General features: G+C 62.0%; 24 protein-coding genes and 1 pseudogene. 12 read left to right on the forward strand and 13 right to left on the reverse strand.

What is annotated here, in order from left to right:
- Positions 1 to 30 precede the first annotated feature (30 nt).
- Positions 31 to 939, forward strand: coding sequence for a LysR family transcriptional regulator (locus E8E68_RS10670; RefSeq protein ID WP_266029180.1), 909 nt, complete (start codon positions 31 to 33; stop codon positions 937 to 939).
- 34 nt (positions 940 to 973) lie between these two features.
- Here the strand turns inward: E8E68_RS10670 and E8E68_RS10675 are convergent, their stop codons facing one another.
- The 4 genes from E8E68_RS10675 to E8E68_RS10690 form a co-directional block, all read right to left on the reverse strand.
- Positions 974 to 1888 (reverse strand): transporter substrate-binding domain-containing protein, encoded by a 915-nt coding sequence (locus E8E68_RS10675; protein ID WP_266029179.1) that lies wholly within the window; start codon positions 1886 to 1888, stop codon positions 974 to 976.
- Entirely contained in the window at positions 1885 to 3216 is a 1332-nt protein-coding gene (gene potE / locus E8E68_RS10680; RefSeq protein ID WP_266029178.1) for a putrescine-ornithine antiporter, read from the reverse strand. The genes E8E68_RS10675 and potE overlap by 4 nt, the downstream gene beginning before the upstream one ends.
- A 59-nt stretch (positions 3217 to 3275) precedes the next feature.
- Complete coding sequence (locus E8E68_RS10685; protein ID WP_280341196.1) at positions 3276 to 4466, reverse strand: cation:proton antiporter; 1191 nt, start codon at positions 4464 to 4466, stop codon at positions 3276 to 3278.
- 230 nt (positions 4467 to 4696) lie between these two features.
- Complete coding sequence (locus E8E68_RS10690) at positions 4697 to 5575, reverse strand: universal stress protein (protein ID WP_280341199.1); 879 nt, start codon at positions 5573 to 5575, stop codon at positions 4697 to 4699.
- 163 nt (positions 5576 to 5738) lie between these two features.
- Here E8E68_RS10690 and E8E68_RS10695 point away from each other — a divergent pair, with 163 nt between their 5' ends.
- Entirely contained in the window at positions 5739 to 6635 is an 897-nt protein-coding gene (locus tag E8E68_RS10695) for a universal stress protein (protein ID WP_266029175.1), read from the forward strand.
- On the opposite strand, the pseudogene E8E68_RS26875 reads toward E8E68_RS10695, so the two are convergent.
- The 3 genes and pseudogenes from E8E68_RS26875 to E8E68_RS10705 form a co-directional block, all read right to left on the reverse strand.
- Positions 6624 to 6714: pseudogene (locus E8E68_RS26875) on the reverse strand (universal stress protein); the annotation flags it as partial. The gene E8E68_RS10695 and the pseudogene E8E68_RS26875 sit on opposite strands and share 12 nt — an antisense overlap.
- A complete protein-coding gene (locus E8E68_RS10700) occupies positions 6704 to 8986 on the reverse strand; it encodes a heavy metal translocating P-type ATPase (protein WP_280341203.1) in 2283 nt (760 codons plus the stop codon). The gene E8E68_RS10700 and the pseudogene E8E68_RS26875, both read right to left, overlap by 11 nt.
- Positions 8987 to 8992: 6 nt before the next feature.
- Positions 8993 to 9247 (reverse strand): outer membrane lipoprotein OprI, encoded by a 255-nt coding sequence (locus E8E68_RS10705; RefSeq protein ID WP_266029173.1) that lies wholly within the window; start codon positions 9245 to 9247, stop codon positions 8993 to 8995.
- Positions 9248 to 9437: 190 nt separating this feature from the next.
- On the opposite strand from E8E68_RS10705, the gene E8E68_RS10710 reads away from it, so the two are divergent.
- Together E8E68_RS10710 and ftsH are read left to right on the forward strand one after the other, a co-directional pair.
- The gene (locus E8E68_RS10710) at positions 9438 to 9647 is read left to right on the forward strand and encodes a BON domain-containing protein (protein WP_280341206.1); all 210 of its coding nucleotides are present in this window, start codon (positions 9438 to 9440) and stop codon (positions 9645 to 9647) included.
- 25 nt (positions 9648 to 9672) lie between these two features.
- Positions 9673 to 11514: an ATP-dependent zinc metalloprotease FtsH gene (gene ftsH / locus E8E68_RS10715; RefSeq protein ID WP_280341208.1), complete on the forward strand. Its 1842-nt coding sequence runs from the start codon at positions 9673 to 9675 to the stop codon at positions 11512 to 11514.
- A gap of 104 nt (positions 11515 to 11618) precedes the next feature.
- Here ftsH and E8E68_RS10720 read toward each other — a convergent pair whose 3' ends face one another.
- From E8E68_RS10720 to E8E68_RS10730, 3 genes are read right to left on the reverse strand one after another with little or no spacing between them, the layout of a single operon-like run.
- Positions 11619 to 13994, reverse strand: a complete 2376-nt coding sequence (locus tag E8E68_RS10720) for a phosphoketolase family protein (RefSeq protein ID WP_266029170.1) — start codon at positions 13992 to 13994, stop codon at positions 11619 to 11621.
- A 34-nt stretch (positions 13995 to 14028) separates the two neighbouring features.
- Positions 14029 to 14493, reverse strand: coding sequence for a CBS domain-containing protein (locus E8E68_RS10725; protein ID WP_266029169.1), 465 nt, complete (start codon positions 14491 to 14493; stop codon positions 14029 to 14031).
- 58 nt (positions 14494 to 14551) lie between these two features.
- Positions 14552 to 15112, reverse strand: coding sequence for an Hsp20/alpha crystallin family protein (locus tag E8E68_RS10730; protein WP_280341211.1), 561 nt, complete (start codon positions 15110 to 15112; stop codon positions 14552 to 14554).
- 190 nt (positions 15113 to 15302) lie between these two features.
- Between E8E68_RS10730 and E8E68_RS10735 the strand changes: the two genes are divergently transcribed.
- Positions 15303 to 16037, forward strand: a complete 735-nt coding sequence (locus E8E68_RS10735) for a hypothetical protein (RefSeq protein ID WP_266029167.1) — start codon at positions 15303 to 15305, stop codon at positions 16035 to 16037.
- On the opposite strand, the gene E8E68_RS10740 is transcribed toward E8E68_RS10735, so the two are convergent.
- Positions 16006 to 16737, reverse strand: coding sequence for a helix-turn-helix domain-containing protein (locus tag E8E68_RS10740; protein ID WP_266029166.1), 732 nt, complete (start codon positions 16735 to 16737; stop codon positions 16006 to 16008). The genes E8E68_RS10735 and E8E68_RS10740 overlap by 32 nt on opposite strands.
- Before the next feature lie 226 nt (positions 16738 to 16963).
- Here E8E68_RS10740 and E8E68_RS10745 point away from each other — a divergent pair, with 226 nt between their 5' ends.
- Positions 16964 to 17533, forward strand: a complete 570-nt coding sequence (locus E8E68_RS10745) for a GNAT family N-acetyltransferase (RefSeq protein ID WP_266029165.1) — start codon at positions 16964 to 16966, stop codon at positions 17531 to 17533.
- Positions 17534 to 17592: 59 nt separating this feature from the next.
- Positions 17593 to 18960 carry an erythromycin esterase family protein gene (locus tag E8E68_RS10750; protein ID WP_266029164.1) on the forward strand — a complete coding sequence of 456 codons (1368 nt, stop codon included), beginning with the start codon at positions 17593 to 17595 and terminating at the stop codon, positions 18958 to 18960.
- 76 nt (positions 18961 to 19036) lie between these two features.
- On the opposite strand, the gene E8E68_RS10755 is transcribed toward E8E68_RS10750, so the two are convergent.
- Positions 19037 to 19729: a phosphoribosyltransferase gene (locus E8E68_RS10755; RefSeq protein WP_266029163.1), complete on the reverse strand. Its 693-nt coding sequence runs from the start codon at positions 19727 to 19729 to the stop codon at positions 19037 to 19039.
- 200 nt (positions 19730 to 19929) lie between these two features.
- On the opposite strand from E8E68_RS10755, the gene E8E68_RS10760 reads away from it, so the two are divergent.
- Genes E8E68_RS10760 through E8E68_RS10770 form a run of 3 tightly spaced genes read left to right on the forward strand, consistent with a single transcriptional unit; the run spans position 19930 to position 21965 of the window.
- Positions 19930 to 20478: a GNAT family N-acetyltransferase gene (locus E8E68_RS10760; RefSeq protein WP_266029162.1), complete on the forward strand. Its 549-nt coding sequence runs from the start codon at positions 19930 to 19932 to the stop codon at positions 20476 to 20478.
- A gap of 33 nt (positions 20479 to 20511) precedes the next feature.
- Positions 20512 to 20742 (forward strand): hypothetical protein, encoded by a 231-nt coding sequence (locus E8E68_RS10765; RefSeq protein WP_280341217.1) that lies wholly within the window; start codon positions 20512 to 20514, stop codon positions 20740 to 20742.
- Positions 20727 to 21965: a DUF4010 domain-containing protein gene (locus E8E68_RS10770; RefSeq protein WP_280341219.1), complete on the forward strand. Its 1239-nt coding sequence runs from the start codon at positions 20727 to 20729 to the stop codon at positions 21963 to 21965. The genes E8E68_RS10765 and E8E68_RS10770 overlap by 16 nt, the downstream gene beginning before the upstream one ends.
- Before the next feature lie 221 nt (positions 21966 to 22186).
- Here E8E68_RS10770 and E8E68_RS10775 read toward each other — a convergent pair whose 3' ends face one another.
- On the reverse strand, positions 22187 to 23125 hold the full coding sequence (locus tag E8E68_RS10775) for a LysR family transcriptional regulator (RefSeq protein WP_266029160.1): 939 nt from the start codon (positions 23123 to 23125) through the stop codon (positions 22187 to 22189).
- 153 nt (positions 23126 to 23278) lie between these two features.
- Here E8E68_RS10775 and E8E68_RS10780 point away from each other — a divergent pair, with 153 nt between their 5' ends.
- Together E8E68_RS10780 and E8E68_RS10785 are read left to right on the forward strand one after the other, a co-directional pair.
- Positions 23279 to 23704, forward strand: coding sequence for a DMT family transporter (locus tag E8E68_RS10780; RefSeq protein WP_280341221.1), 426 nt, complete (start codon positions 23279 to 23281; stop codon positions 23702 to 23704).
- An 11-nt stretch (positions 23705 to 23715) separates the two neighbouring features.
- Entirely contained in the window at positions 23716 to 24198 is a 483-nt protein-coding gene (locus tag E8E68_RS10785) for a DMT family transporter (protein WP_280341224.1), read from the forward strand.
- Positions 24199 to 24242: the final 44 nt, after the last annotated feature.

Below are 24242 nucleotides of genomic sequence, written 5' to 3' on the forward strand. Positions count from 1 at the left end.
AGCTCAATACCGCTATTGAGAATCGCAATAATGAGCGCATTGGAGCCACTGCCTGAACCAAAGCTGCTGCAGTTGTTCGACATGCTGTATCACTGCCGCAGCGTTACCCGCGCGGCCGAGCAGCTCGGGCAGAGTCAGCCGACCATCAGCATCTGGCTGGCGCGGCTGCGCGAACAATTGAACGACCCGCTGTTCGTGCGCACGCCGACCGGCATGGCGCCTACCCCCCGTGCCGACCAGTTGATCGGACCCTGCCGTGAAGTGTTGGAATCCCTGCGCCGTCTGACCGCCTGGGAACCCCAATTCATTCCAGCCACAGCGCAGCGGCGCTTTCGCCTGTGCGTCAGTGATGCCAGCCATATCACCTTGCTGCCGAGCATTCTCAACCACCTGCGTTCCCATGCGCCGGGAATCCACCTGGAGGCAGCGCGCATCGATGGCAATACCGAAAGCGCGCTGGAGTCCGGCGAGGCGGACCTTGCGATCGGATTCGTGCCGTGGCTCGGTGGGGGAATGTATCAACAGGTACTGTTCGACCAGGATTGGGTGTGCCTGAGCAATGCTCAGCATCCACGCCTGGCAAATGGGCTGACCGTGGCGCGCTACCGTGCCGAAGGGCATGTACAGGTCAGTGCCGGGACCGGACAGAAGTTACTGGAGGCCGGCTTGGCGCGCGCTGGCATCGAACGCAGGATCATGCTGGAGCTGCCGGCGTTCCTTGGATTAGGGATGATTGTCGGCTCGACGGATCTTGTGGCAACGTTGCCGCGACACATCGGGCAGACGCTTGCCGATATACACGGGTTAAGGGTGCACGACTGCCCGTTTACCGTCGATGGGTTTACGGTCAAACAACATTGGCATGCGCGATATCATCAGGACCGTGGCAATCAGTGGTTAAGAGAGGCGGTACGCATGTTATTTCGGCCCGACACGTAGCTCTGGTGGTACCGGTGATCACCATCCCGGCCAATCAATCCGGTAACGGATACAGGCTTTGCAGCAGCCGGTCCTGGTCGGAAAGCGGGCCTAGATAACGAACGAACAAGGCCTCGCCCTCAACCGCGGAGAGCGCCTTGCTCAAGGCGCTGTCCACTAGCAGCCGGAATTCATCATCACCCCGACGCATCGGCAGCGCTACCCGGCTTATGACGAACAAACGATCCGGCACCACCAGCTGTTCCCGTTCGGCCTGTCGGGCCTGCAGCGCGAGCAGGATGACCCGGTCTGCGAAGAACGCGTCGACCTTGCGTTCGGCCACACGCCGTACGCCCTCCTCATACGTCGATACTTCCTCCAGCGTGGATTGCAAACCCAGCTGGCGGATCCGCCCTTGCGCCCAACGACTGCTCAATGACCCACGCAATACCGCAAAGCTATGCTTGCTCAGGCCCGCGTTGATTGTCGCACGCCAACGTGGACCGTTATCGCCCGACCGGCCACTGAGCGGCCCCAACAAGGTATCCGGCGCATCGCGCCTTACCAGCACAGCCAGGCCAGAGGTAAACACCGGAATGGAAAAGTCCGCAACTCCGCGGCGGCTGACGGTTTCCACCATGGGTGTGCACAGCAGGTCGATGTCGCCCGCCGCCAAGGCTGTAAGGCTCTGTGGCTCTGACAGAGCGCGCCAGCGCACCTGCAGCCCGGTCATCCCTGGCAACTGGCGAAGGTGTTTGGCGACTGCATCGCAAAGCTCCACGGAATACCCTTGCGGGGCCTGCTCGCTGCCTGACGAGAAAGGCGCGAAGCCCTCCATGTAGCCAAGGGTGAGCACCTGGCTGTCACGCAAGCGGTCCAGCCCTTCAGCGGCGACCGCCTCGCCGTCGATTGCCCCGCCCAAGAGCAAACTCGCAAGGCACAAACCGGCAAGTTTCGACAGCTTGATCATGATGCACCTCCGATCATGTCCAGAGCCTTGACGAAACGCTTGGCGATAAAGCCAAACAGCAGATAGCCCAGCGCCATGATCAACGCCGCGCCGAACACCGCTTCCAGGCCCGAGGCATAAAGCGCATAGAAGCAATAGCACACCGCAAGCACCATGATGGCGGCATTACGGCGAAAAATGGCCATTTCAACCTGTGCCTTGTACATGATCACCAGCAACCCGGTCAGCGAGGTGATGTAGGGAATGATATTGGTCACGGCAGCCAGGTTGACCAGTTTGCTGAACTGGGCACTGGCGTTTGGCGAGAGTGTCGACAGCGCAATCAGACTCTGCAGTACGGCGCAAGTCAGCATGCCGGCCAACGGCACGCCACGGGCCGTGGTGCGGGTGAACAGCCTTGGGAACAGCCCCTGCCCGGCTGTGACCTTGGCGGTTTCAGCCAAGGTGAATTGCCAGCCGAGCAACGAGCCCACACAGGCGATCACCGCCAACCCCATGATGACGTTGCCGACACTGTCATTGAACATCCGCGCGTACACCATGGCGAACGGGGCACTGGCATTGGCCAGGTCCGGGTTGGGCACGATGCCTTGAATGACACTGGTCGAAAGAATGTACACCACGGCTGCGCCCAGGGTGCCGAGTAAACAGGCCAGGGGCACATTGCGCTTCGGGTTTTCCACCGCATCGGAGTTCTGCGCGGCTGACTCCATGCCCAGGAACGCCCACAGCGTCAGAGGGATGCTACTGGTAACGGCCTGGGCGACGGGTATGTGCCCCGGGTTCCAGGCCTCTTGAAAGAGGGTGGGGCTGAACCAGTGCCAACCGATCAGGCTCAGACCGGCAACGGGCACAATCACGCCCCATACACTGATGGCGCCCAGCCGGCCGGTGATCTCGGCCCCCCCTAGGTTGGCCAATGTGGTAAACCAGATCAGCGCGACCGCCCCTGCCAGCAGCGGTATGGCACCACTCCCAAGCCAAGGAAAGAACGGCGTGAGGTAGCCCACGGCGGAGATACCGATGGCTACGTTGCCGATCATCAATGAAAGAAAGTAAAGGTACGAGCACAAGAAGAACGCCGACTTGCCATGGGCCTCCTCACTGTAGGCTGACATGCCACCAGGACGCGTGCAGTAGATGCCGCATTGGGCGAAACAGTAGGCGATAGCCATCGAGCCCACTGCCGTGACAACCCAGGACAGCAGCGAGACCGCGCCGATCTGTGCCATGCTCGCCGGCAGCATGATGATACCCGAACCCATCATGTTCACCGTTACCAGGGTCGTGAGCCCGACCAAGCCCATTTTCTTTGCTGGATCACTCATGATGCTCTCCTGCACGCAAGTGTTTCGATGGAATTGGTCGATCGCCTGTCACGCCATTATTATCGGGCGCTGCGCCCCAGTCGGCGCGCCCCCGGCAATGCACTCACGCCGTGCAATACCACGCTGAGCATGACGCAAGCGATGGCGCACGCGATGATCGTGCCACCCTCTTGCAACGGCGCACCCAGTATCAATATCGCGAAAACGATGGAAGCGAGACCACGGGGGCCGAACCAGCCGATGAACAAGCGGCTCTCGGCGCTGAGTGTGCTGCCCGCCAGGCTGAGCCAGACGGGCAGCATCCGCACCAGCGACAGGCTGGCGAGTGCGTAAAACCAGACGGAGGGCGACAGGATCTGCGAAGCCTTGGGCGCCACGTAGGCACCGAACACCACCCAAGTCAGCAACGACAGCGCTTCACCGCACGACTCACCGGTGACGATCAACGGCTGCGTTTCCCGGTTGAACAGGTAGCCTGTCAGCAACCCTGCGCAAAACGCGGCGATGAAGCCGCTCCCCCCCAATGCCTGGGCGCACGCGAAGCTCAGTAATGCCAACGCGGGCATCACCAACTGCTGCCAGGCCTCGATCTGCAGACAATGGCGTTGCGACAGACGGAACAACCCGCCCACCAACAGAGCAAGCGCCGCCCCCGTCAGCACACCTATGCCCAACTCCTCCACGAAGAAATAACCCGCCAAGGCAAACGGCATCGTCGAGTGAGCCTCCATCAACAATGCCAACAGCAAGAGCAGTACCGGCACGCATATGCCGTCATTCAATCCGCTTTCGACATTCAGGCTCTCGCGCACATTGGCCGGCACCTCGGGGTTGCTCACGACTGCCTTGCCAAGGGCCGCATCGGTCGGCGCCAGTATCGTCGACAACAGCGCCATCTCAAGCCAGGGCATCTGTGGGAACAGCAGCCACGCGGCAAGCCAGCCCGCAATCAATGTCAGCGGCAGACCCAGGGCCAGCAGACGCAGGGGCAGGCTACTGGATTGGCGCAATTGGCCCAGGTCGGCCTTGGCGGCATCGTTGAACAGGACGATTGAGAGGGTAAGCTCGGCCAGCAATCGAAGATCGTTGCGGTCCAACGAGAGGTTCAACAACCCAAGCCCGGACGGCCCCGCCGCCAGGCCCGCCAGCAGAAACACCAGCGGCCCATTGACAGGTTTGGATTCAAGCGCGCCGGCCAGGCTGGCGTACAGCACCAGCAAGGCGGTGAGAACAGCCAGGTTCTGATACATGGGCACGCCTCGGGACGATAAGCGTATGTATGAACGCTATCACTGTGCGCGCAATGCAACGATCTGAAAGGCGGCAGAAGTTATCTTAGGTCAACTATGCGGGAAATAAAGATCCGACGAGGCCGCCAGCAGCCATCCCCCACGCTTCAAGAACAAAATATTTCGGACAGTTCCACGCGCAGTACCTTGCGACTACCTACGCCATGGCCGGACCCACGATTGCGCCTGAATCAACTGCCGGCTGCGGGCCTGATCGTCAGGATGCTGCACGGCGCCCGACTGACAAGCCGTTCGGTGGTATCGCCGATCAGCTTGGCCCACCGTCGGGCCTGCACGGCGCCGACCACCACCACATCGATCCCCTGCGTCGCGATATGGGACTTGATGACGCGCAACGGCGCACCTTCCCTGAAGAACCGATGACTGTGGGCGATGCCATGGGCGTCGGCCAACGCATCGAACGGGAATTGCAGTGATTCACGCATTTCGTCCGCCCAAGGGCCGGCGAGGTGCGGGTTGGCCAGCATGGCGATGGGCAGGTCGTAAGCCGAAAGCAGCTGCAACTGGCTGTGGCATTGCATCGCCAGTTGCTGACCAGCCGCGACCAGCGCGTCATTGAGCGGCGAGGGATGGGAGACATCCACCGCGACAAGCACGTTACCTGGCAGGGGTGGGGCATTCTCCGGCACGAACATCAACGGCACCTCGCTTGCATGCAGTAGCACTTGGTCAAGCGAGGTGCGGGCCAGCTGATCGATCAGCGAACAGCCCGTGCAGCCCTTGATCACCAGGTCGGGCGCGTAGCGGGCGATGCAGGCCGGCACGAGGTCGCGGGGATCGGAGGTTTCCACGGCCTCGAAACTTGGGCGTACCCCCCTTGCCGGCTGTTCGTCGAGCAGTGCCTTGAGCGCTGTGCTGAAGTGCACGAACGAAACGGACGGCAGCGGGGCTGCCTGCAACTCGTGGCGCAAACGTAGTTCGCCGGGCTCATGAATACCGAGCACGTGCAGGGCAGCGCCAGACGCCAAAGCCAAGGCCATGGCACGGGACAGCGCGGCATTGGGCTGGGCCTCGGTCATGATCAGCAGAATCCGGCGATACGGGTTCATCGGGCACCTCCCGGCGCGGCAGTTGGTTGGCGTACGCTTGTCATTATCGAAGCAGTTGCCGGTGCGTTCTTGATAAAAATCAAGGCCCCCAGGCGCCATCGCGCCACCCTAGGTCTGAGCCCGTGTGCCGTCATTGCGGCGGCCCCTCGCTGCGGAGGCCATCATGAACGCTTTAACGCGACTGCTACTGATATGCCACCCGGACCTGCACGCCTCGCCAGCCCTGGCGCGCGCACAAGCGCTGGCCAAGGCCACAGGCGCCACGTTGCACCTGGTGGTGCTGAGCCAACTTCCGTCACGCCTGACCACCCTTGACCAGCTGCTGCGCAGCAGTGCCCGCAAGCAAGACGCCGAGCACCGCAAGGCATGGCTACACGAGCAGGCGAAAGCGCTTGGCGAGCAGGGCATTACCGCCTATGCCGAAACACTGGATGATGATGATCCACTCAAGGACCTGATCCGCCTGGCGCAACTGCACCGCGTGGAAATGCTGATCAAGGACATCCGCCACGAAACCGTCGTCAGCCGTGCCCTGCTCACGCCACTGGACTGGCAGTTGCTGCGCCACTGCCCGATTCCGTTGCACCTGGTAGCTCAGGCTGACGCAGCACTGCCTGTGCGGGTGCTGGCGGCCGTGGATCTGGTCGAAGATGACCCTGCGGTGCACAAGTGCAACGACCGAATCCTGCAGGCTGCACAGGTACTGGCGCAGCGCTGCAGGGCACAACTGCATGTGCTCCAGGCCTACGAACCCAGCCCCAGCTTCGTCGCCTACGCCGCCGCCCCCGTGGCATGGACCAACGAAGTGATCGAAGACTTGGCGGGTAGAGCGCGGGAGCGCCTGACCCGGTTCGCGGGCCACTACGGCATCAAGCCGGACCACTTGCACCTGATACGCGGGGCTGCCCGCAGTGCCATCAGCGAGTACGCCAACCAGCATGGCTTCGATGTGGTTGTCATGGGCACGCTTTACCATGAAGGGTTGGCCAAGGTCATCGGCAGTACCACCGAGCAAACCCTGTACAAGGTGCATTCGAGCATCCTGGCAATCCACGGCTGATTGGCAACGCCGGCCGGCTGGCACCGAGCAAGTAGACCGGGACCGGGCAGCGGCGCAACAGTTGCCAGTCAATGTTGGTCAAGATAACGGTACAAGGCCTCTTCCTGGTCGAAATGCAGGTTCACCAGGGTATCCAGGCGTATGAGCTGGTGCTGGATTTCATCGGCGCTCGGGGTGGCGCCGGCCTGGGCGAAATCCTCGTTCATGCGTGTCAGCAAATGGATCAGCCTGAACATTTCCCGGTGGGTATGGCTGAGCGCCGAGAGCGGGTCCTCGCCCCCCAGGTACCGGCTCAACAGCGGGTACAGCCGCTGCTCGTCGTCCCGCTCATGGCGTTCCAGCAAGCCATGCAGGGCGGCGACCAGGTGCCTGAGGTCGGCCCGCGCCTGCTCTGCAGGGCGGCTGGCAAAGTCCCGCGCCATCTGGCTCAGTTCGGTCAACAACCCGTCCAGTTGCCGATGCTCGTCCTGCATGCGCAGCAGGTTCGCGGCCGGCAACCCGTTGCGGCCATCGCCGTTAACCGGGCCGAGGGCGCGCAGGGCATTGAGGATGATCAACAAGTCGATGCCTTCCTGCAGTACCGCCCCCATCACCGCAGGCAGGTAGCCGGCCGCAGCGCACAGCATGGCCAGCAGCGAGAGGCTCATGCCCACCCACACGCCTTGCCGGGCGATGTGCACGACGTGCCGGGCGATATCGAGCGCTTCGACCAGACGGTCCAGCCTGTCGACCAGCAAGACCACGCCGGCTGACTGCGCCGAGGCAGTCACGCCGGACGCGCCCATGGCAACCCCGACATCGGCGGCAGCCAGTGCCGGCGCATCATTGATGCCGTCCCCGACCATCAGCGTGCGGCCTCCTCGGCAACCTTCCTGCACCAGACGGACCTTGTCCTGCGGTGAAAGGCCAGCGTGAAGCGCATCGATACCCGCCGTCAATGCGATCATTTGCGCCGTCTGGGGGCAGTCGCCAGTCAGCATGACAATCTTGTCGATCCCGCGCGCTCGAAGCCGACGCAGGGTCTGGGGTGTTTCCCGGCGCACATCGTCGGCCAGCCGCAGCATCGCTTTCAATTCACCGTCCACGGCCACGAAACTGCCACTGCTGGCCAGATAGTCGAGCTGCTGCAAGCACGCCTGTGCCCAAGGGCCCGCCGCCCTGCCCTGCTGCACGTAAGCCAGCTGCCCCAAGCGCACGGCTTTGTCTTGTACCTGGCCGGCCACCCCTTGGCCTGGAGCCTCCTGCACCAGTTGCGGCGCCGCCAGGCTCAGGCCCCGCGCAAGGGCCGCGTCGACAATAGCCCGCGCGATCGGATGGGTGGATGCCTGGGCCAACGACGCGACCCACTGCAAGATCTGCAGCGGCGCGCCCTCCCCGTTAAGCTCGATCGATTGCAATCGGGCATGGCCGCTGGTCAAGGTACCGGTCTTGTCGAGAAAGACCTGACGGACCCCGGCGAGCGCCTCCAGTACCGCCCCATCGCGCACCAGAATGCCACGCCGCGCCGCTCGCGAGATGCCCGACAGCACGGCTATCGGCACCGCCAATATCAAGGGGCAAGGCGTGGCGACCACCAGCACCGCCAGCACGCGTTGCGGGTCGCCACTGACCCACCAGGCGAGCGCGGCGACCAGCAACGTGAGCGGGATGAAGGCCAGCGCGTAGCGGTCAGCCAGGCGCACGAAAGGCGCCCGTGACTGACGTGCCGTCTCGGCCAGACGCACGATGCCAGCGTAGGTGCTCTGCGCCGCGGTCTGCGTGGCCACTAGCACCAACGGCGCGCCGACGTTGCACACCCCGCTGGCCACCGACTCGCCGCACTGGCGAGTGACGGGTAACGACTCCCCGGTCAGTGCCGCCTCGTCCAGGGTGGCCTGTGGACTCTGCAGGCGCCCGTCCACTGGCACGATCTCACCCAGGCGCACCAGCACGGCTTGACCTGGCCTGACCTGGTCCACCGCAACCTCGCGCAGCCCGTCTTGTTCCTGGATCCAGGCACGTTGCGGCGCCCGGTCGATCAGCGCGCGCAGTTCGCGCTCGGCATGACGCACGCTGAACGCTTCAAGGGCTCGGCCGGTGGCCAGCATCAGCGCCACCACCGCAGCCACTAGCATGTTCTCCAGCGCCAGCGCGGCGGTGATCGACAACAAGGCAATCAGGTCGATACCGGCCTCCCCCCGGGCCAGGCGCCTGAGCATTTCCACCGCCAGGACTCCGGCCATGACCAGGCCGCCAGTTGCCCAGACCAGCGCGGCCCAGGCAGGTCGCTGCGCAGCATAGGCCACGCCGCCAGTCAGCAAGGCCAGCAGGCAGACCATCAACAGTGTGGGGTCGAGCCATCGACGTAGCATGGCGGGCTACTTGCGTCTGGCTTGCTGGCGCAGCTGCTGCACCTCGTCCTGAGCCTGGATCGCCCGTCGCAGTGCCTCGTTGGCGGTCTGCTCGACCAGATCGATGCGGTAGCACACTTGATCGGCGCGCAACCGTGCGGTGGCGGCATTGTTCTCCGCCGATTCCAGGCGCGCATCGTACTCCTCGGCGCGCCACGCCGTGCAGCCGGACGCGGTCATCAGCAGCAGGCTTGCCCACCCGCAAAGCACATAGCGTCGCATTACCATACCCTCGTGCATGTCCAAGACACGCTGAGTATCGGTTGCGGCATGCGCCGCAGCCTGACATTTGTCAACCGCGAGCGCCCTGTTCACCGGGTTTGACCTTTATCAATCGCGCTGGCCGGCACAAGGGTAAAAACAAGGGCTCAGGGCACTTCAGCCCCTCCCCCAGCCGCTACCGGAGCCGATCATGAACGACCTTGACTTGCGAGACCTTGTGCTCGAAGAGCTGGAAGTCACACCCGATATCAACGCCGCCAGCATCGGTGTGACGGTGCAGGACGGCGTAGTCAAGCTGGAAGGCAAGGTGCACTTGCTGCGCGAGCGAGAAGTGGTCGAGCGTGCGGCCTGGTCGGTGCCGGGCGTCAGCAAGGTCGAAGATTATCTGTTGATCGCCTAGCGTCGCGCGCCGAGGAGAGTTGGTCATGAACAAGGATCAGCCCTGGAAGCTCTACTTCCTGGCAGCCGGCCTGGCGGTGCTCGCTGCCCTGCAGTTCGGCCTGTTCAACCAGCCAGCCGTGCTGGCCATCCCTTACAGCCAGTTCCTGCAATTGCTCGATCAGCAGAAGGTCAGCGACCTCCATATCGAGCACGACCGTATCCTCGGCAGGCTGCAGGAGCCGATCGATGGCCGCTCGGTATTCTCCACCGTGCGCGTCGACCCGGCACTGAGCGCGCAGCTGGGGCGTTCTGGAGTGGCATTCTCTGGCGTCGTCGAGGACAGCAGGGTAGCGACCGTGGTGGCCGCGTTGATGCCGCTGGTGATGATGCTGGTGCTGTGGTACTTCCTGTTTCATGGCCTGGGGCAGAAACAGGGGCTGGGCGGGTTGATGGGGGTGGGCAAGTCGCGCGCGCGGGTCTATGTCGAGCATGACACCCAGGTGACCTTCGCCGACGTGGCCGGTATCGACGACGTCAAGGGCGAGCTGACCGAGATCGTGTCCTTCCTGAAAAACAAGGCGTGGTATGCGCGCCTTGGCGCCCATGTGCCCAAGGGCACGCTGCTGGTAGGCCCACCCGGCACCGGCAAGACCCTGGTCGCCAAGGCCATCGCCGGGGAAGCGGCGGTTCCATTCTTCTCGATCTCCGGCTCGGAGTTCGTGGAGATGTTCGTGGGCGTCGGTGCCGCGCGGGTGCGTGACCTCTTCGACCAGGCCCGCCATGCCGCACCTTGCATCATTTTCATCGATGAGCTGGATGCGCTGGGCAAGATGCGCGGCGTCGGCAGCTTTGGCGGCAATGACGAGAAAGAGCAAACCCTCAATCAGTTGCTCGCCGAGCTCGACGGCTTCGACCCGCGTGAAGGCGTGGTGCTGCTGGCAGCGACCAATCGCCCGGAAGTGCTGGACCCGGCGCTGCTGCGTGCCGGGCGCTTCGACCGGCAGATTCTCATCGACCGACCCGACCGCAAGGGCCGCCTGGCGATCCTCAAAGTCCACCTGCATAAGATCATCTACAAGAACGACCTGGACTGCGAGCGGATTGCCGAGATCACCCCGGGCCTGACCGGCGCCGACCTGGCCAACCTGGTCAACGAGGCGGCCATCGTTGCCACCCGGCGCTCCAGCCAGTGGGTCGAGTTGCAGGATTTCACCGCGGCGGTCGAGCGCCTGGTGGCAGGCGTCGAACGCAAAGGCAGCGTGTTGCGCAGCGACGAGCGCCAGGTGGTGGCATACCATGAAATGGGCCATGCCCTGGCCGCCAGCAGCCTGCCGGCGATGGACCCGGTTCACAAGGTGTCGATCATTCCCCGCGCCGCGGGTTCACTGGGCTACACCCTGCAGCGGCCGACCGATGACCGCTTCCTGATCAGCGCGCAGATGCTGCGCGACCGCCTTGTCGTGCTGATGGCCGGGCGTGCCGCCGAGCACCTTGCGTTCGGCCAGGTCTCCACGGGCGCCGCCGACGACCTGGGGCGCGCCACCGACATAGCCCGCCAGCTGGTCACCCGTTTCGGCATGAACCCGGTGTTGGGCCAGGCGGTACTGGAGCGGCAACAAGCCGGCTTTCTGGGAGACTCGATACTGCACCAGGCGCACAAGGACTACTCCGAGCAGACTGCGCGCGAGATCGACCTGGCCATCCGCGGCTTGCTCGAAGAAGCCTATGGCCGTGCCCGGTCTTTGCTGGAGCAGCGCCGCAACGACCTGGATGCAGGCGCGCGGCTGTTGCTGGCCAAAGAGAGCATCACCCCCGAGGAGTTCCCCGCGTTGCTACCGCAGGCCAATGAGCCCGCCACCTATGTGTTGGTCGAGTCCACTAAATGAACCGCCGATCCTGCCCGGAATACCCACGATGGTGTTGATCACCTGGCCCGCATTTTTCCTGGACCTCGGAATGCAGAAGTACTGGAAGGCCAAGTCAGGATGCGTCAGGCACCTGGTGGTGAAGCCCAACGCCATTGCGCAACTTCAGGCAAGTCTTCGCCATGTTCGATGAGGTAGAGCTTGTGCCTTTGCATCATTGCCCAGTAACGGACGCGGGCCTGTTCGAGCTGGGGCTGCAAGCGTGGCACGCGCTCGAACACATCGAGCAGCAGCTGGTAGCGGTCGAGGTTGTTGATGACTGCCATGTCGAACGGCGTGGTGGTTGCGCCCTCTTCGCGAAAACCGCGCACATGAAAGCGTTGCGGGTTGGCACGTTTGTAGATCAGGCGGTGGACCAACGCCGGATAACCGTGGAAGGCGAAGATGACCGGTCGATCTTCGGTGAACAGCCCATTGAAGTCGCTGTCGGACAGCCCGTGAGGATGCTGTTGCGACAGTTGCAGCGCCATGAGGTCAACGACATTCACCACCCTCACGCGCACATCAGGAGCCTGCTCCCGCAGCAGTGTAACCGCCGCCAGCACCTCCAGTGTCGGCACATCGCCCGCGCAGGCAAGCACCACCTCGGGCATCTCGTCATCGTGGGAGGCCCAGCCCCAGCGTCCAATACCTGACTGGCAATGCACGGCGGCCGCTTCGCTATCGAGCCATTGCCACTCCATCTGCTTGCCGGCGACGATCACATTGATGTACCCACGGCTGCGCAGACAATGCTCAGCCACCGACAACAGGCAATTGGCGTCAGGTGGCAGATAGATCCGCGCAAGATTGGCCTTCTTGTTTGCCAGCAGGTCGAGCAAGCCCGGGTCCTGGTGCGAGAAACCATTATGGTCCTGCCGCCAGACATGCGAAGTCAGGAGGATGTTCAATGAGGCGATCGGCTTGCGCCAGGGCACCTCGGCAGCTGTCTTGAGCCATTTGGCATGTTGGTTGATCATCGAATCGACAATATGGATGAAGGCTTCGTAGCAGGAAAACAGGCCATGGCGGCCCGTCAGCAGATAGCCCTCCAGCCAGCCTTCGCAGATGTGCTCACTGAGGATCTCCATGACCCGCCCCTGTGGCGAAAGGTTTCTATCATCGCTGGCCCGAGCATCCAGCCACACCTTGTCGGTCGCCTCAAATACCGCATCCAGACGGTTGGACGCCGTTTCGTCGGGGCCGAACAGGCGGAAATTCTGCGACGCGATGCTGTTCTTCATGACATCGCGCACATAACCGCCCAGCACTCTGGTTGCCTCGGCCCGCACCTGACCGGGGCCCGGTATCGGCACGCAGTAATCGGCGTAGTGCGGCAAATCCAGTGCCCGCAATAAGAGACCACCGTTGGCATGGGGGTTCGCGCTCATGCGCCGCCGGCCAGTCGGGGTCAGCGCGGCCAGCTCAGGCAGCAACGTGCCCTGTGTGTCAAAAAGCTCATGGGGACGGTAACTTTCGAGCCATTGTTGCAGCTGCATCAGGTGCGGCGCTTTGTCAAGGTCCGCCAAAGGCAACTGATGGGACCGCCAGGTGCCCTCTACGCGTTGCCCATCCACGTACCTGGGCCCCGTCCACCCTTTGGGGGTACGAAGAATCAGCACCGGCCACAATGGCCTATCGACCGCATGCGGGTCTTCGGCATGTCGCGCCAGGCGCTGTATCTGGCTGATCTTCTCGTAGATGACATCCAGCGTCCTGGCCAACGCGCGATGGACCTCCATAGGCTCGTCACCCTCGACAAAATAGGGATCATGACCATAGCCATACATGAGGCTGGTCAGTTCCTCCTCGCTGATCGTCGACAGCACGCTGGGGTTGGCGATCTTGTAGCCGTTCAGATGCAGGATGGGCAGCACCGCACCGTCGCGGGCGGGGTTGAGGAACTTGTTGCAATGCCAGCTGGCAGCCAGTGGCCCGGTTTCGGCCTCACCATCACCAATGACGCACGCCACGATCAGTTGCGGATTGTCCAGGGCGGCACCATAGGCATGGGCCAGCGAATAGCCCAGTTCGCCCCCTTCGTGAATGGACCCAGGCACATGGGGACCGACATGGCTGCCAATGCCATAAGGCCAGGAAAACTGCCGAAAGAGCCGGGCCATTCCAAGTGCGTTGCGCTCGACCGATGGATTGAGCTCGGTGTAGGTACCGTCGAGGTATGCCTGAGCGACCAGGGCAGGACCGCCGTGGCCAGGGCCAGTTACGAACAGCACATTGAGGCTGTACTGGCGAATCAACCGGTTCAGATGGGTATAGACGAGGTTGAGCCCCGGCGAAGTCCCCCAGTGGCCCAGCAGCCGAGGTTTGACATCGGTCAAGGTCAAAGGCCTGGTCAACAAGGCATTGTCCTGCAGATAGATCTGGCCAACGGTGAGGTAGTTTGCCGCCCGCCAATAGGCGTCCAGGCTTTCGAGCTCTTCAGTACCGGGGAAATCACTCATGCCAGCCTCCTATCGTCATCACGCACGGGGGCGCTCAAAGGTCTTCGCCGCGAAGATCTTCCTCACGCCGGCTCTGTTGACGGATCAGCAGTGACAATTCGTGCAGGTGGTCCGACAGCAGGCCCACCAGGTCGTCCGCCGTAGCGATTCCGACCAGCAAGCCGAAATCATCGACTACCGGAATACGTCGAATATTGGCGCGGCGCATATTGAGGATCACATCGAACAGGTCCTCGTTCTGGTTGGCGGTGATCAGAGGCCGGGGCAGCACATCGACCGCATGCAGGTCTTCCTCATCTGGTGGGTTGCGCGCAATGATCCGCAACGCCAGGTCGCGATCGGTGATCAGGCCGATGGGCCGACAACGCTCGCGGTCGACATCTTCGGCCAGCACAAGATCCCCGACATGGTACTGATTCATCATCCGCGCCGCGGCATGGATGGAGATACCGGGTGGTGCGGTGACCACGTCCCGGTTGCAGTATTTGCCAATGGACATCATGTTCTACCTCCACAGGCGGAGCCTCCCTGCTCCTCGATGCAGCGTGGATGGGTGCTCATTTACCGCTCTTGATCGGAATCACCTTTTCCGGATGGATGGCTTCGGCGCGTTTGGGCAGGTGCACCAGCAGCACGCCCTTGTTGAACTGGGCGTTGATCTTCTCAGCGTCGACTTCACGTGGCAGCTGGAACATCCGTTCGAACCTGCCGTAATGGCGCTCGGACAGGTGATATTCCTTGCGTTTTTCGTCCACTTCTTCCTGTTTTTCGCCGCGGATCAACAGGTTGCCATTGACGAGTTTGATCTCTATATCCTTGTCCTCCACGCCAGGCAACTCGGCGCTGATGCGGTACTCCTCGGCCAGCTCGCTGATGTCCATGGCCGGCATCCCGTGGGTGAACAGGTCACGCCGCCAGAAAGGTTCGACATCGAACGGTGTGTGGCTGAACGGCATGCGCATCGGCCGCCGGCCGAAATCTTCGAACAGGCTGTCGATCTGACGGCGCAATTGCTGGAAGGGCCGCCACAGCTCCGAAGGTTCGACGCTGGGCGGCGAAGCTTTGGTTGGCTGGGTGGCGGCGGGGGTAACAGGCACTTTCTTGGCAACTTCTGACATGGCGTCCTCCTCGAATGAGTAATGCCTCCCAGGGAGACGCCTTGATCATGCGCCGTGGCGCAGCAGCCCATTTGACCTTTATCAACAACGTGAAGTCCCTGCCGCCCGCTGGTTTGATCCTGGTCAAAGTGCCAGATTGGCCACCGTCTAGGCTAATTACAGCGAGTCATCATTACAGTGCGAGGCAGTCATGGACCGGGAGGGTGCCAGCGTCCGCTTGCTACAGACATTGCCCGGCCTGGGCATTCAGCAATTCGTGCGCCTGGCCCTTTCTAGCCAGCCATGCAGCGAGGCAATGGCTGGCCAGTACTGCGTGCTCAGTGGTCGTACCGCGTGCTGGCCATGCAGTTACGTGACCCTACCTGGCGTGGCCGGGCAATTTATCGTCAGCACCCAGAGTGCGCAGCCCCTGGGCCGGACGGGGGAGCTGTTCGACTATTCCGGGCCGCTTGGCAGCGCTTGGCCGCTGCCCCTGCAAAGTACAAAGTTGCTGGCCATCAGTCGCGCCGACGGCTTGCTGCCCTTGTTGGGTGCGCTGGATGAGATTCGCTGCTGGCTGCCCTGGGTACAATTGCAACTGTCACATGACGGCATTGCGGCCGAATTGCTGCCAGACGATTGTCGAACCTGGCTGTCGGCGCTGTCGCCATTGCCGCATGACTACAGCAGTGGCTGGTGGCAAACCAGACACTTGCTGACAACTTGCCGCCCGGACACGGTGTACTGTTGCGCACCGCCACAGGTGGCGCGCCAGATAGCCCAACTGTGCTGGCAAACAGGCGTAGCACCGCAGCGCATCTGGATACGCACGGATCATGTGCCACGCCCGATCGGGGTGGGGCACGCCCCCGAGAGCGGGCCTGTACAACGCTATGACCGGGTGCTTGCCGCGCTCAAGTGGGCGCCTCCAGGCGGGTCAGGTTGACCAGGCCTTGCATGTCGATGAGCCTCACCTCACGCCCGGCGCACAGCATGAAACCTGCATGGACGAAGCGGCTGAACAGTCGGCTGACCGTTTCCTGCGTGAGGTCCAGATAGTTGGCGATATCACCACGGGACATGGGCAGGCTGAACACATCAGCCTGCAACCCTCGCGCCTGATAACGCGCGGACATGCCCAGCAGGAAGATCGCCAACCGCTGCTCGGCACGCCCATGGCAGCAGCGCAGGTGCTCGTCCTTCCCCTGGATCCCCAGGCTGAGCATGTGCAGCAGCTGATAGCGCAGCCCCGAAATCTGGCCGGACAGGTCCACCAGCTGGTCCAGCCTGATGGCGCAGACCAGTGAAATTTCCAGGGCAACGGCAAAGCTTCGGTAATGACTGGCACCAATAGCGTCCAGCCCAAGCATTTCCCCCGGTAGGAGAAAGCCGGTCACTCGCTCGGTGCCCTCGGCATTCAGCAGAAAATTCTTGATCGCCCCGGAGCGCAAGGCAAACACGTACTCCATGGGGTCATTGGCCTTGAAGAGGTACTCGCCCCGCTTCAACGGTCGGTTACGGCGGACAATTCGCTCCAGCCTGGCCACTTCGTCGGCACTGAGGCTGGCTGCCAGGCAAAGCCGGCTCAACGAGCACGCAAGGCACTTCACATGGGGCCTTGCCCCCAATTCCGCAGGGCCTGACATGACGATGCCTCTGCTTTTTTGCAAGGCGGGTATCTATTAACGTTAGCGGGTCCACTAAACGTTAGCGGTCTGTCCGACCAAGGGTCGGACGCTACCCCCCGGCTATACCCGTTTTTTTCTATCGGTTTGACAGGTCATGTGGGAAGCAATTGACAACTGTCAAGTCAGCGCTTGATCCGCTGCCGAAACTGAATTTCCTTGTTCATTCGACCCAGAGGACATTGCCATGGCGCCCGCCGAGACTTCCCGTGTGCACACAACGCCTTCGTTCCCCAAACCTTCGGGTGAATACTGGATCGAAGCCCTTGAAAACGGCGTTCACGTGTTGATCAGGCCCTTGCAAGCCAAGGACCGAGAACGCGAAAAAGCCTTCATCGAACGGCTGTCGCCCGAATCGCGGCATTTCCGCTTCCTGTGCCAGCTCAGGGAGCCCGGTGAAGCCATGCTCGACCAGCTGATGAAGGTCGATCAGGATCGGCAGGCGGCCTACGTCGCCTTGGCCCACGTGGATGGCGAATTGCAGGAAGTGGGCATTTCCCGCTACGCCACCGCCAGCGACAAGGACGAGTGCGAATGCGCCGTTACCGTCATGGATAGCTGGCAGCACCATGGCTTGGGTCGCCTGTTGCTCAAGCACCTGATCGACCATGCCCGGGCCAAGGGCTTGCGGCAGATGTATTCGGTCGACGCAGCAGCCAACCATGCGATGCGCGATCTGGCCAAGGCGGCGGGGTTCACCACCGCTGCTGACCCAGATGACCCCAGCCAGGTCATCCACCGACTCTCCCTGATCTGACCCTGGGCCGCCGCACCCTGACGGGTCAAGGCGCGGCGGCTGACTACGGGAGTCTCCCCATGAACAGCCCTTCGAAGAAATTGATGGAAAAACTCTACGGCAAGCAGTTTCAGGTCGACACTGCCGATATTGCCCCTGTTCTCCATCAGTACGCCGAACCTTTGCCGGACCTGGATACGCCGGCATTCGCAGCGCTGTTCGACCGCTACGCTGACGCGCGCGTCATCCTGCTGGGCGAGGCAAGCCACGGCAGCAGCGAGTTCTATCGCGCCCGAGCGGCGATCACCCGGCGCCTGATCGAACAGCACGGCTTCAACATCGTCGCCGTCGAGGCCGACTGGCCGGATGCCGGGCATGTCGATCAGTACGTTCGCGGCTTGACGCATTCGGCGTGGAAACGCCATATTTTCAGCCGTTTTCCGACCTGGATGTGGCGCAATAGCGAAGTCAAAGCCTTCGCCCATTGGCTGCACGGCCACAACCGCCTGCTGCCCACCGACCATCGCGTGGAATTCCGCGGCCTGGATGTCTACAGCCTGCGCAATTCCATCCATGAAGTCCTGGCCTACCTGGACCGGGTCGATCCGCATCTGGCCCATGAAGCCCGCCGCCGTTACGGCTGCCTGACGCCTTGGCAGGACGACCCCGCGCTGTATGGGCACTTCGTCGAGCGTGGTGGCGTCATGCCTTGCGAGCAACCCGTGGTCCAGCAGTTGAATGTCATGCTCGCCGAGCAACTGTCAGGGCTTGTCCGCAATGATGAAGCCTTCTTCAACGCAACGCAGAACGCCCGCGTAATCATCGCTGCGGAACAGTACTACCGGGCCATTTACCGAGGTTCAACGGCTTCCTGGAACCTGCGCGACCGGCACATGTTCGACACCTTGCGCGCGCTGCTGGAACACCGAGGTCCCCACGCCAAGGCAGTGGTTTGGGCACACAACTCGCATATCGGCAATGCCGGCGCCACGGAAATGGGCTGGAAAGGCCAGTTCAACATCGGCCAGCTTTGCCGCAGCGCTTTCGGGCATGACGCGGTGCTGATCGGCATGGCCACCGACCGCGGCCAGGTGGCCGCCGCCGATGACTGGGACGGCGACATGCAGATCAAGGAAATCCGTCCTTCGCGCAGCGACAGCTGGGAGCACCAGTTCCGCCTCGCAGGCGTGCCAGCCAGCCTCAGCGACTGGCGCGACCCACAGCGCAAGGCGTTGCGCCATGTGTTGTCCACGGTGCTACTCGAACGCGCCATCGGCGTTATCTATCGCCCCGAGAGCGAACGGCTGAGCCACTACTTCGAGGCGGTGCTGGCCGAGCAGTTCGATGCGCTGCTCTGGTTCGAGCAGACCCAGCCGGTGACTGCCCTGCCCTTGCCGAAACAACAGCATCTTGAGCCTGAGGACGAAACCTATCCATTTGGTGTATGAGCCTCGGCGAAGCCCCATCAGGGCGGTGCGCAACTTGCGCAGCTTCATCGTCTGCGTGCGCACTTCACCCCTGTACTCAGTCATGGGGTGCACTCCGGGAAAGCGCTTGGTGATCGGCTTGCCCCATGAGCGTCATGACTTCTTCGTCTGATGTTTGCGGAAAATCCTGATACCAATAGCCTACCGACACCAACCGCTCAGGCACCAGCGGGCACACCAGTTCATCGACTTCACCGCACAGGGCTTCGAGCGTTTCTGGCGGTGCGACCGGGACGGCGACCACGATCCGCGCCGGTGACTGAGCACGCGCAGCCTGGATCGCCGCCCTCATCGTGGCGCCGGTCGCCAGCCCATCATCGATGAGAATCACCACCTGATCCTTGAGCTGCAGGGCGGGCCGCCCTCCCCGGTAGGCCTGCTCGCGCCGCGCCAGCTCCTCGGTTTCCCTGTCAACCACGGCGTCGAACACCGCGGGGTCTACCGGATAGATCCGCAGCATGTCGTCATTGAGGAAAGTGATTCCGCCGCTGGCTATCGCACCCATGGCGAACTCGGGGTGAAATGGCATGCCGAGCTTGCGCACTACCAGCAGGTCCAGCCGGACGTTGAGGGCGGCTGCGACTTCGTAGGCCACCGGAACGCCACCCCGCGGCAGTGCAAGCACGATCACGTCGGACCTGCCAGCGTAGCGAGCCAGTGGCTCGACCAGGCATCGTCCAGCCTGGGTACGGTCGGCAAACAAGGTTGGCAAGGCAAGATCATTGGACATGAACACCTCCCGCGCCGCAATGGCGCTTGTCATTTCAGCATTGGAGGGTGATGCAGGCGATGTTCCGCGCATAGCCTCGCGGGTGCTTGATGCAGATCAGAAAACCGTCATCGACCCTGAACTTGACCATTGTCAGAACCGAACCGGATGGCCGCGTTATAACGGCTGCACGAGGCACACTTCAGACCAGCGGGGGCCGCATGAACGAGCAGCAGATCGAACAGCCGCAAGCCTGTGAACATTGGGTCGAAAAGCTTGACGACGGTTCAGCCGTGTTGATCCGCCCGCTGCGCGAGGACGACCACGAACGGGACAGGCGCTTTCTGAGCACGATCGCCTACGAGGCCAGGCGCTTTCGTTTCATCGCCGGGCTCAGTGGCGCAATGCCCAGCCTCGACCCGCGGTGGATGCCGGTCGATCAGCATCAGCGCATGGCCTATGTCGCACTTGCCCATGTGGACGGCAAGTTGCAACAGGTCGGCGTCAGCCGCTATGCCGGCATAGCGGGCAGCTTGAACTGCGAATGCGCGGTGGCGGTCAGCGAGGACTGGCAGCGCAAAGGCTTGGGCAACCGCCTGTTGCAGCACCTGATCGAGGCCGCACGGCGCAATGGCTACCAGTGCATGGTCTCCCGGGACCTGGCGAACAACTATGCCATGCACCGGCTGACCAAGGCGCTGGGTTTCACCTCACGCTACCTGGGCGGCGACGTCAGCGAAATTGTCCATGAGCTGGACCTCAGCGCCTGAGTATCGCGCAAGCGGCGCGAAGGAGGCCTGACGATGTCTGGGCAACTGAAGGTCACGCTGTTCGATCAACCCGCTGCGTTGCACGCGGGCAATCCGATTCACCTGAAACTGCAGGCGACCCCGTGCAAGGATTCCCGCGTCAGCGGCCTGCGCCAGCCCACCGGCAGGCTGATACTCGACACGCCTGCGCTAATGGCGCTGGAACAGGGCGGCGATAATGGCGCACACAAGGACGACCCGGGGGCACCATGCTCGACACCGTGAATGTAGGCCATGGTGCGGTGGCCCTGGGCATCGGCATGCTGGTCGGGCTTGAGCGTGAACGCAAGAAAGGCGAAAACGAAGACCACGCAGCCGCTGGGCTCAGAACCTTCGCCATCACCGCCCTGCTCGGCTATGTCAGCATGCTGCTCGCGGGCGCGATGCTGGTCGGGGTGGCGAGCCTAGGCCTGGTGCTGATGCTTTGCATGCACTACCGTAAACATGCCGACAAGGACCCGGAAGTCACCAGCGAGGTCGCCCTGCTGCTGGTGCTGATCCTGGGCGCGCTGAGCTTCAACCAACCCGAACTCGCCACGGCAGCAGGCGTTGTACTGACCTTGCTGTTGGCCCTGCGCCGTCAGCTGCATCACTTCGTACTGCAGCAACTGAGCGAGCAGGAATTGCGCGATGGCCTGATGTTGCTGACGGTGGCACTGGTGGTGCTGCCGTTGACACCGGATCGTTTCCTCGGGCCCTATCAGATACTCAACCCACGCACGATCTGCACCCTGGTGGTCTTGCTGATGACCGTCGGGGCCTTGGGCCATATCGCCGTACGGTTGATGGGCCCCCGTTATGGCCTGCCCTTGAGCGCCATCGCATCGGGCTTTGCCTCCGGCTCGGCAACCATTGCGCTGCTGGCTCATCAGGCCCGGCAGCAAGGGACAACGTCCCGGCCTTATGCGGCGGCGGCCGTATTGTGCAACCTCGCCAGCATCAGCCAGTTCGCCCTGGTACTGGCAGTCGTAGACAAGCGCTTGCTGACGCCTTTCATTGCATCGATCGGGCTTGGGGGGCTAGTTACCGTGACCTATGGACTATTGCTGCTCGCCCCTTGGCGCACAACCTCAGGCACCACGGCAGCGCATCAAAGCGAGGGCGCCTTCAGCCTTTGGACGGCCCTGATCATCACACTTGCCCTGACCGGTATCGCACTATTTTCGGCCTTCCTGCTTCAGCATCTAGGCCACAATGGTGTGAGCATCGCAGCATTCGTCAGCGGGCTGGGCGATGCCCACGCGGCGATGGCTTCGGTGGCCGCACTGGTCGTCGCTGGCCGGCTTGAAGTGGCCGATCTGGTCATCCCGGGCATGATGGCGTTGACGGCAAACACGCTGACCAAATGCGTGCTGGCGTTCAGCAATGGCGGCTACGATTTCGCGCGATACCTCATTCCGGCGCAGCTCGTGATTCTCAGTGCGATGTGGTTAGGATTGCTCGCATAAGTCCGCAGGATTGCTGAGGGCGACGTGTGCCCCGCGTCGGTATGAAGTCCAAGTCAAGAAAACCAGCGAACCTGCGCTAAACAGACGAACCATTTACATGGCCGACACGTCCACCGCAAAAGAACAACGAGTTGAGTTCACAATGGCAAGTGATCCGGTCCTGGCCGTGCTTGGCAACCTTAAAGACCACCATCTGCTACTTACCAGAAGTGCCATGTCCCTTACCCAAGGTCATCCCAGTAAGGCGGCGACCCGATCGCATCCAACAAGAACGCTGATACCGCGCTTACCTTCTTGGAACGAAGGCGGTTTTCAGGCGAAATCAGGTGAATCTGGCTTGTCACCGGTTCTATGGATCCCGTCCATTCCGGCAGCAACTGGATAAACTGACCGTTGACGAAATGCTCCTTGCCTAGCAACCAGGAGGGGAATAGAACGATCCCCATGCCCCCCAGCGCTGCCTCGACAAGCGCCTCGGCATTGTTGCTGCGAAATGGGCCCTGGACATTGATCACTTCCAGCTCGTCCTTCGGGTGTAGCCGGAAGTGCCAGCGCTGCATGCCGCCTTGCCCTTTGTAAACCAGGCAATTGTGGGCTTTCAGATCTTCCGGGCACTGCGGGGCCCCGTGGAGGGCTACATACTCAGCGCTCGCGCATAGCACGTAACGCTGGTCGCAGATCTTGCGGCCAATGAGTGCCGAGCTCTCCAGGTGCCCTACCCTGATTGTAATGTCTGCGCCCTCCTGGACAGGGTCGATGTACAGGTCCGAAAGCGTCAGTTCGACAACAAGTTCCGGGTACTCTGCATAGAGCCTTTCGACCAGGCGGACGATGTGCAGTCGGCCCAACGCGACAGGCGCATTGATTTTCACCAATCCGCGTATCTCACTGCCCTTTCCTCCTAGATCCTCGTTGGCTGCGTCCAATAGCTCCAATACTTCGCGGATTTGCTGGAAATAGCGCTCGCCAGCGTCGGTGAGCCTCACTGCGCGAGTGTTGCGGTACAGCAACTGCTGCCCGAGTTCTTTTTCGAGGGCTGCGATGAAACGGGAAACAGAGGATGCCGGCACCTGAAAGTGTCGGGCCGTTGCTGCAAAGCTACCCGTGACAGCAACCATCACGAAGTAACGATGCGCCTTGAGGTGCATCACTTCACTCATCGCCAATCGCTCCTTGTTCAGGGCCAGGGATCACGTCCCTGGCCGCTCCAGGTATTGCTAAAATCGCAATTAAGTCTTGCCAATCTGATGGATTGTGGCAATTGGAGCACGAAAATATCATTCCCGCTTCTTTGAGACGAGGCGTTGCCTACGATGCGGTTGTGGATCATTCCCTTGGTTGTCCTGGCGGGCATGGGGCTTTCGGTAGAAGCTGGCCTGCTCGGCCCCTTGGGTGCGCAAGTGGGCCATATCTGGGCCACGCTGGGCATTTTTGCCATCGGCACCCTACTGCTGACCTTCGGCTTGATCTTCGGTCGTCCACGCTTGGGCAAGCTGTTCTCACAGCCACGCTGGATGCTCAGCGGTGGTGTCCTGGGGCCGGTGTACGTAGGCGCATTGACGATAGCGACCCCTCACATTGGGGTAGGCCTGACCATGGTTGGGATCCTCTTTGGCCAACTCGGCACAAGCCTGGTCATCGATCATTGGGGCTTGCTTGGTAGCGCCAAGCGCCAGGTCGACCGATATCGAGTCGGTGCTTTGGTCGCCATCCTCGCTGCGCTTTGGCTCATCCACTAAGGAGTACCGCGATGGTTGTTCTGATGCTGTTGATTGTGATGCTCGGTGGTGCGGTACTCTGTGCCCAATCCGCCATCAATGGTCGCCTCGGCGCCGACGTGGGCGTATTGGAGAGTGCGTGGTTGACCTTCGCCATGGGCACCATGGTCAGCTTCCTGCTCGCCTTCTTCCTGGAACCACCCCATGCATTGAACCTGTTCACCGTTCCACGCTGGCAGGTGACCGGTGCGTTTTTGGGCGTTATCTACATGCTGGCCATTGTCTTTGCCATTCCGCGTATCGGGACTGCAGCCGCAACCGTATCTGTGATCAGTGGCCAGCTTTTGATGAGCTTGCTGATCGATCATTTCGGTTGGTTTGGCAATCCGGTGATTCCGCTCGAACTGCATCGACTTGCTGCGCTTGTATTGCTAACCATTGCTCTGGTTCTTATCTACCGCAGCAATGCCGCGCGCGCGACTGATCCCGAAGGTGCAGCGTCTGTCGCACAGTAAGCACCGACACGCCTGGTGATATTTCCCAATTCGTTGCCTGGTTT

It is taken from the genome of Pseudomonas sp. BN607, from assembly GCF_029871175.1.
Lineage (GTDB): Bacteria > Pseudomonadota > Gammaproteobacteria > Pseudomonadales > Pseudomonadaceae > Aquipseudomonas.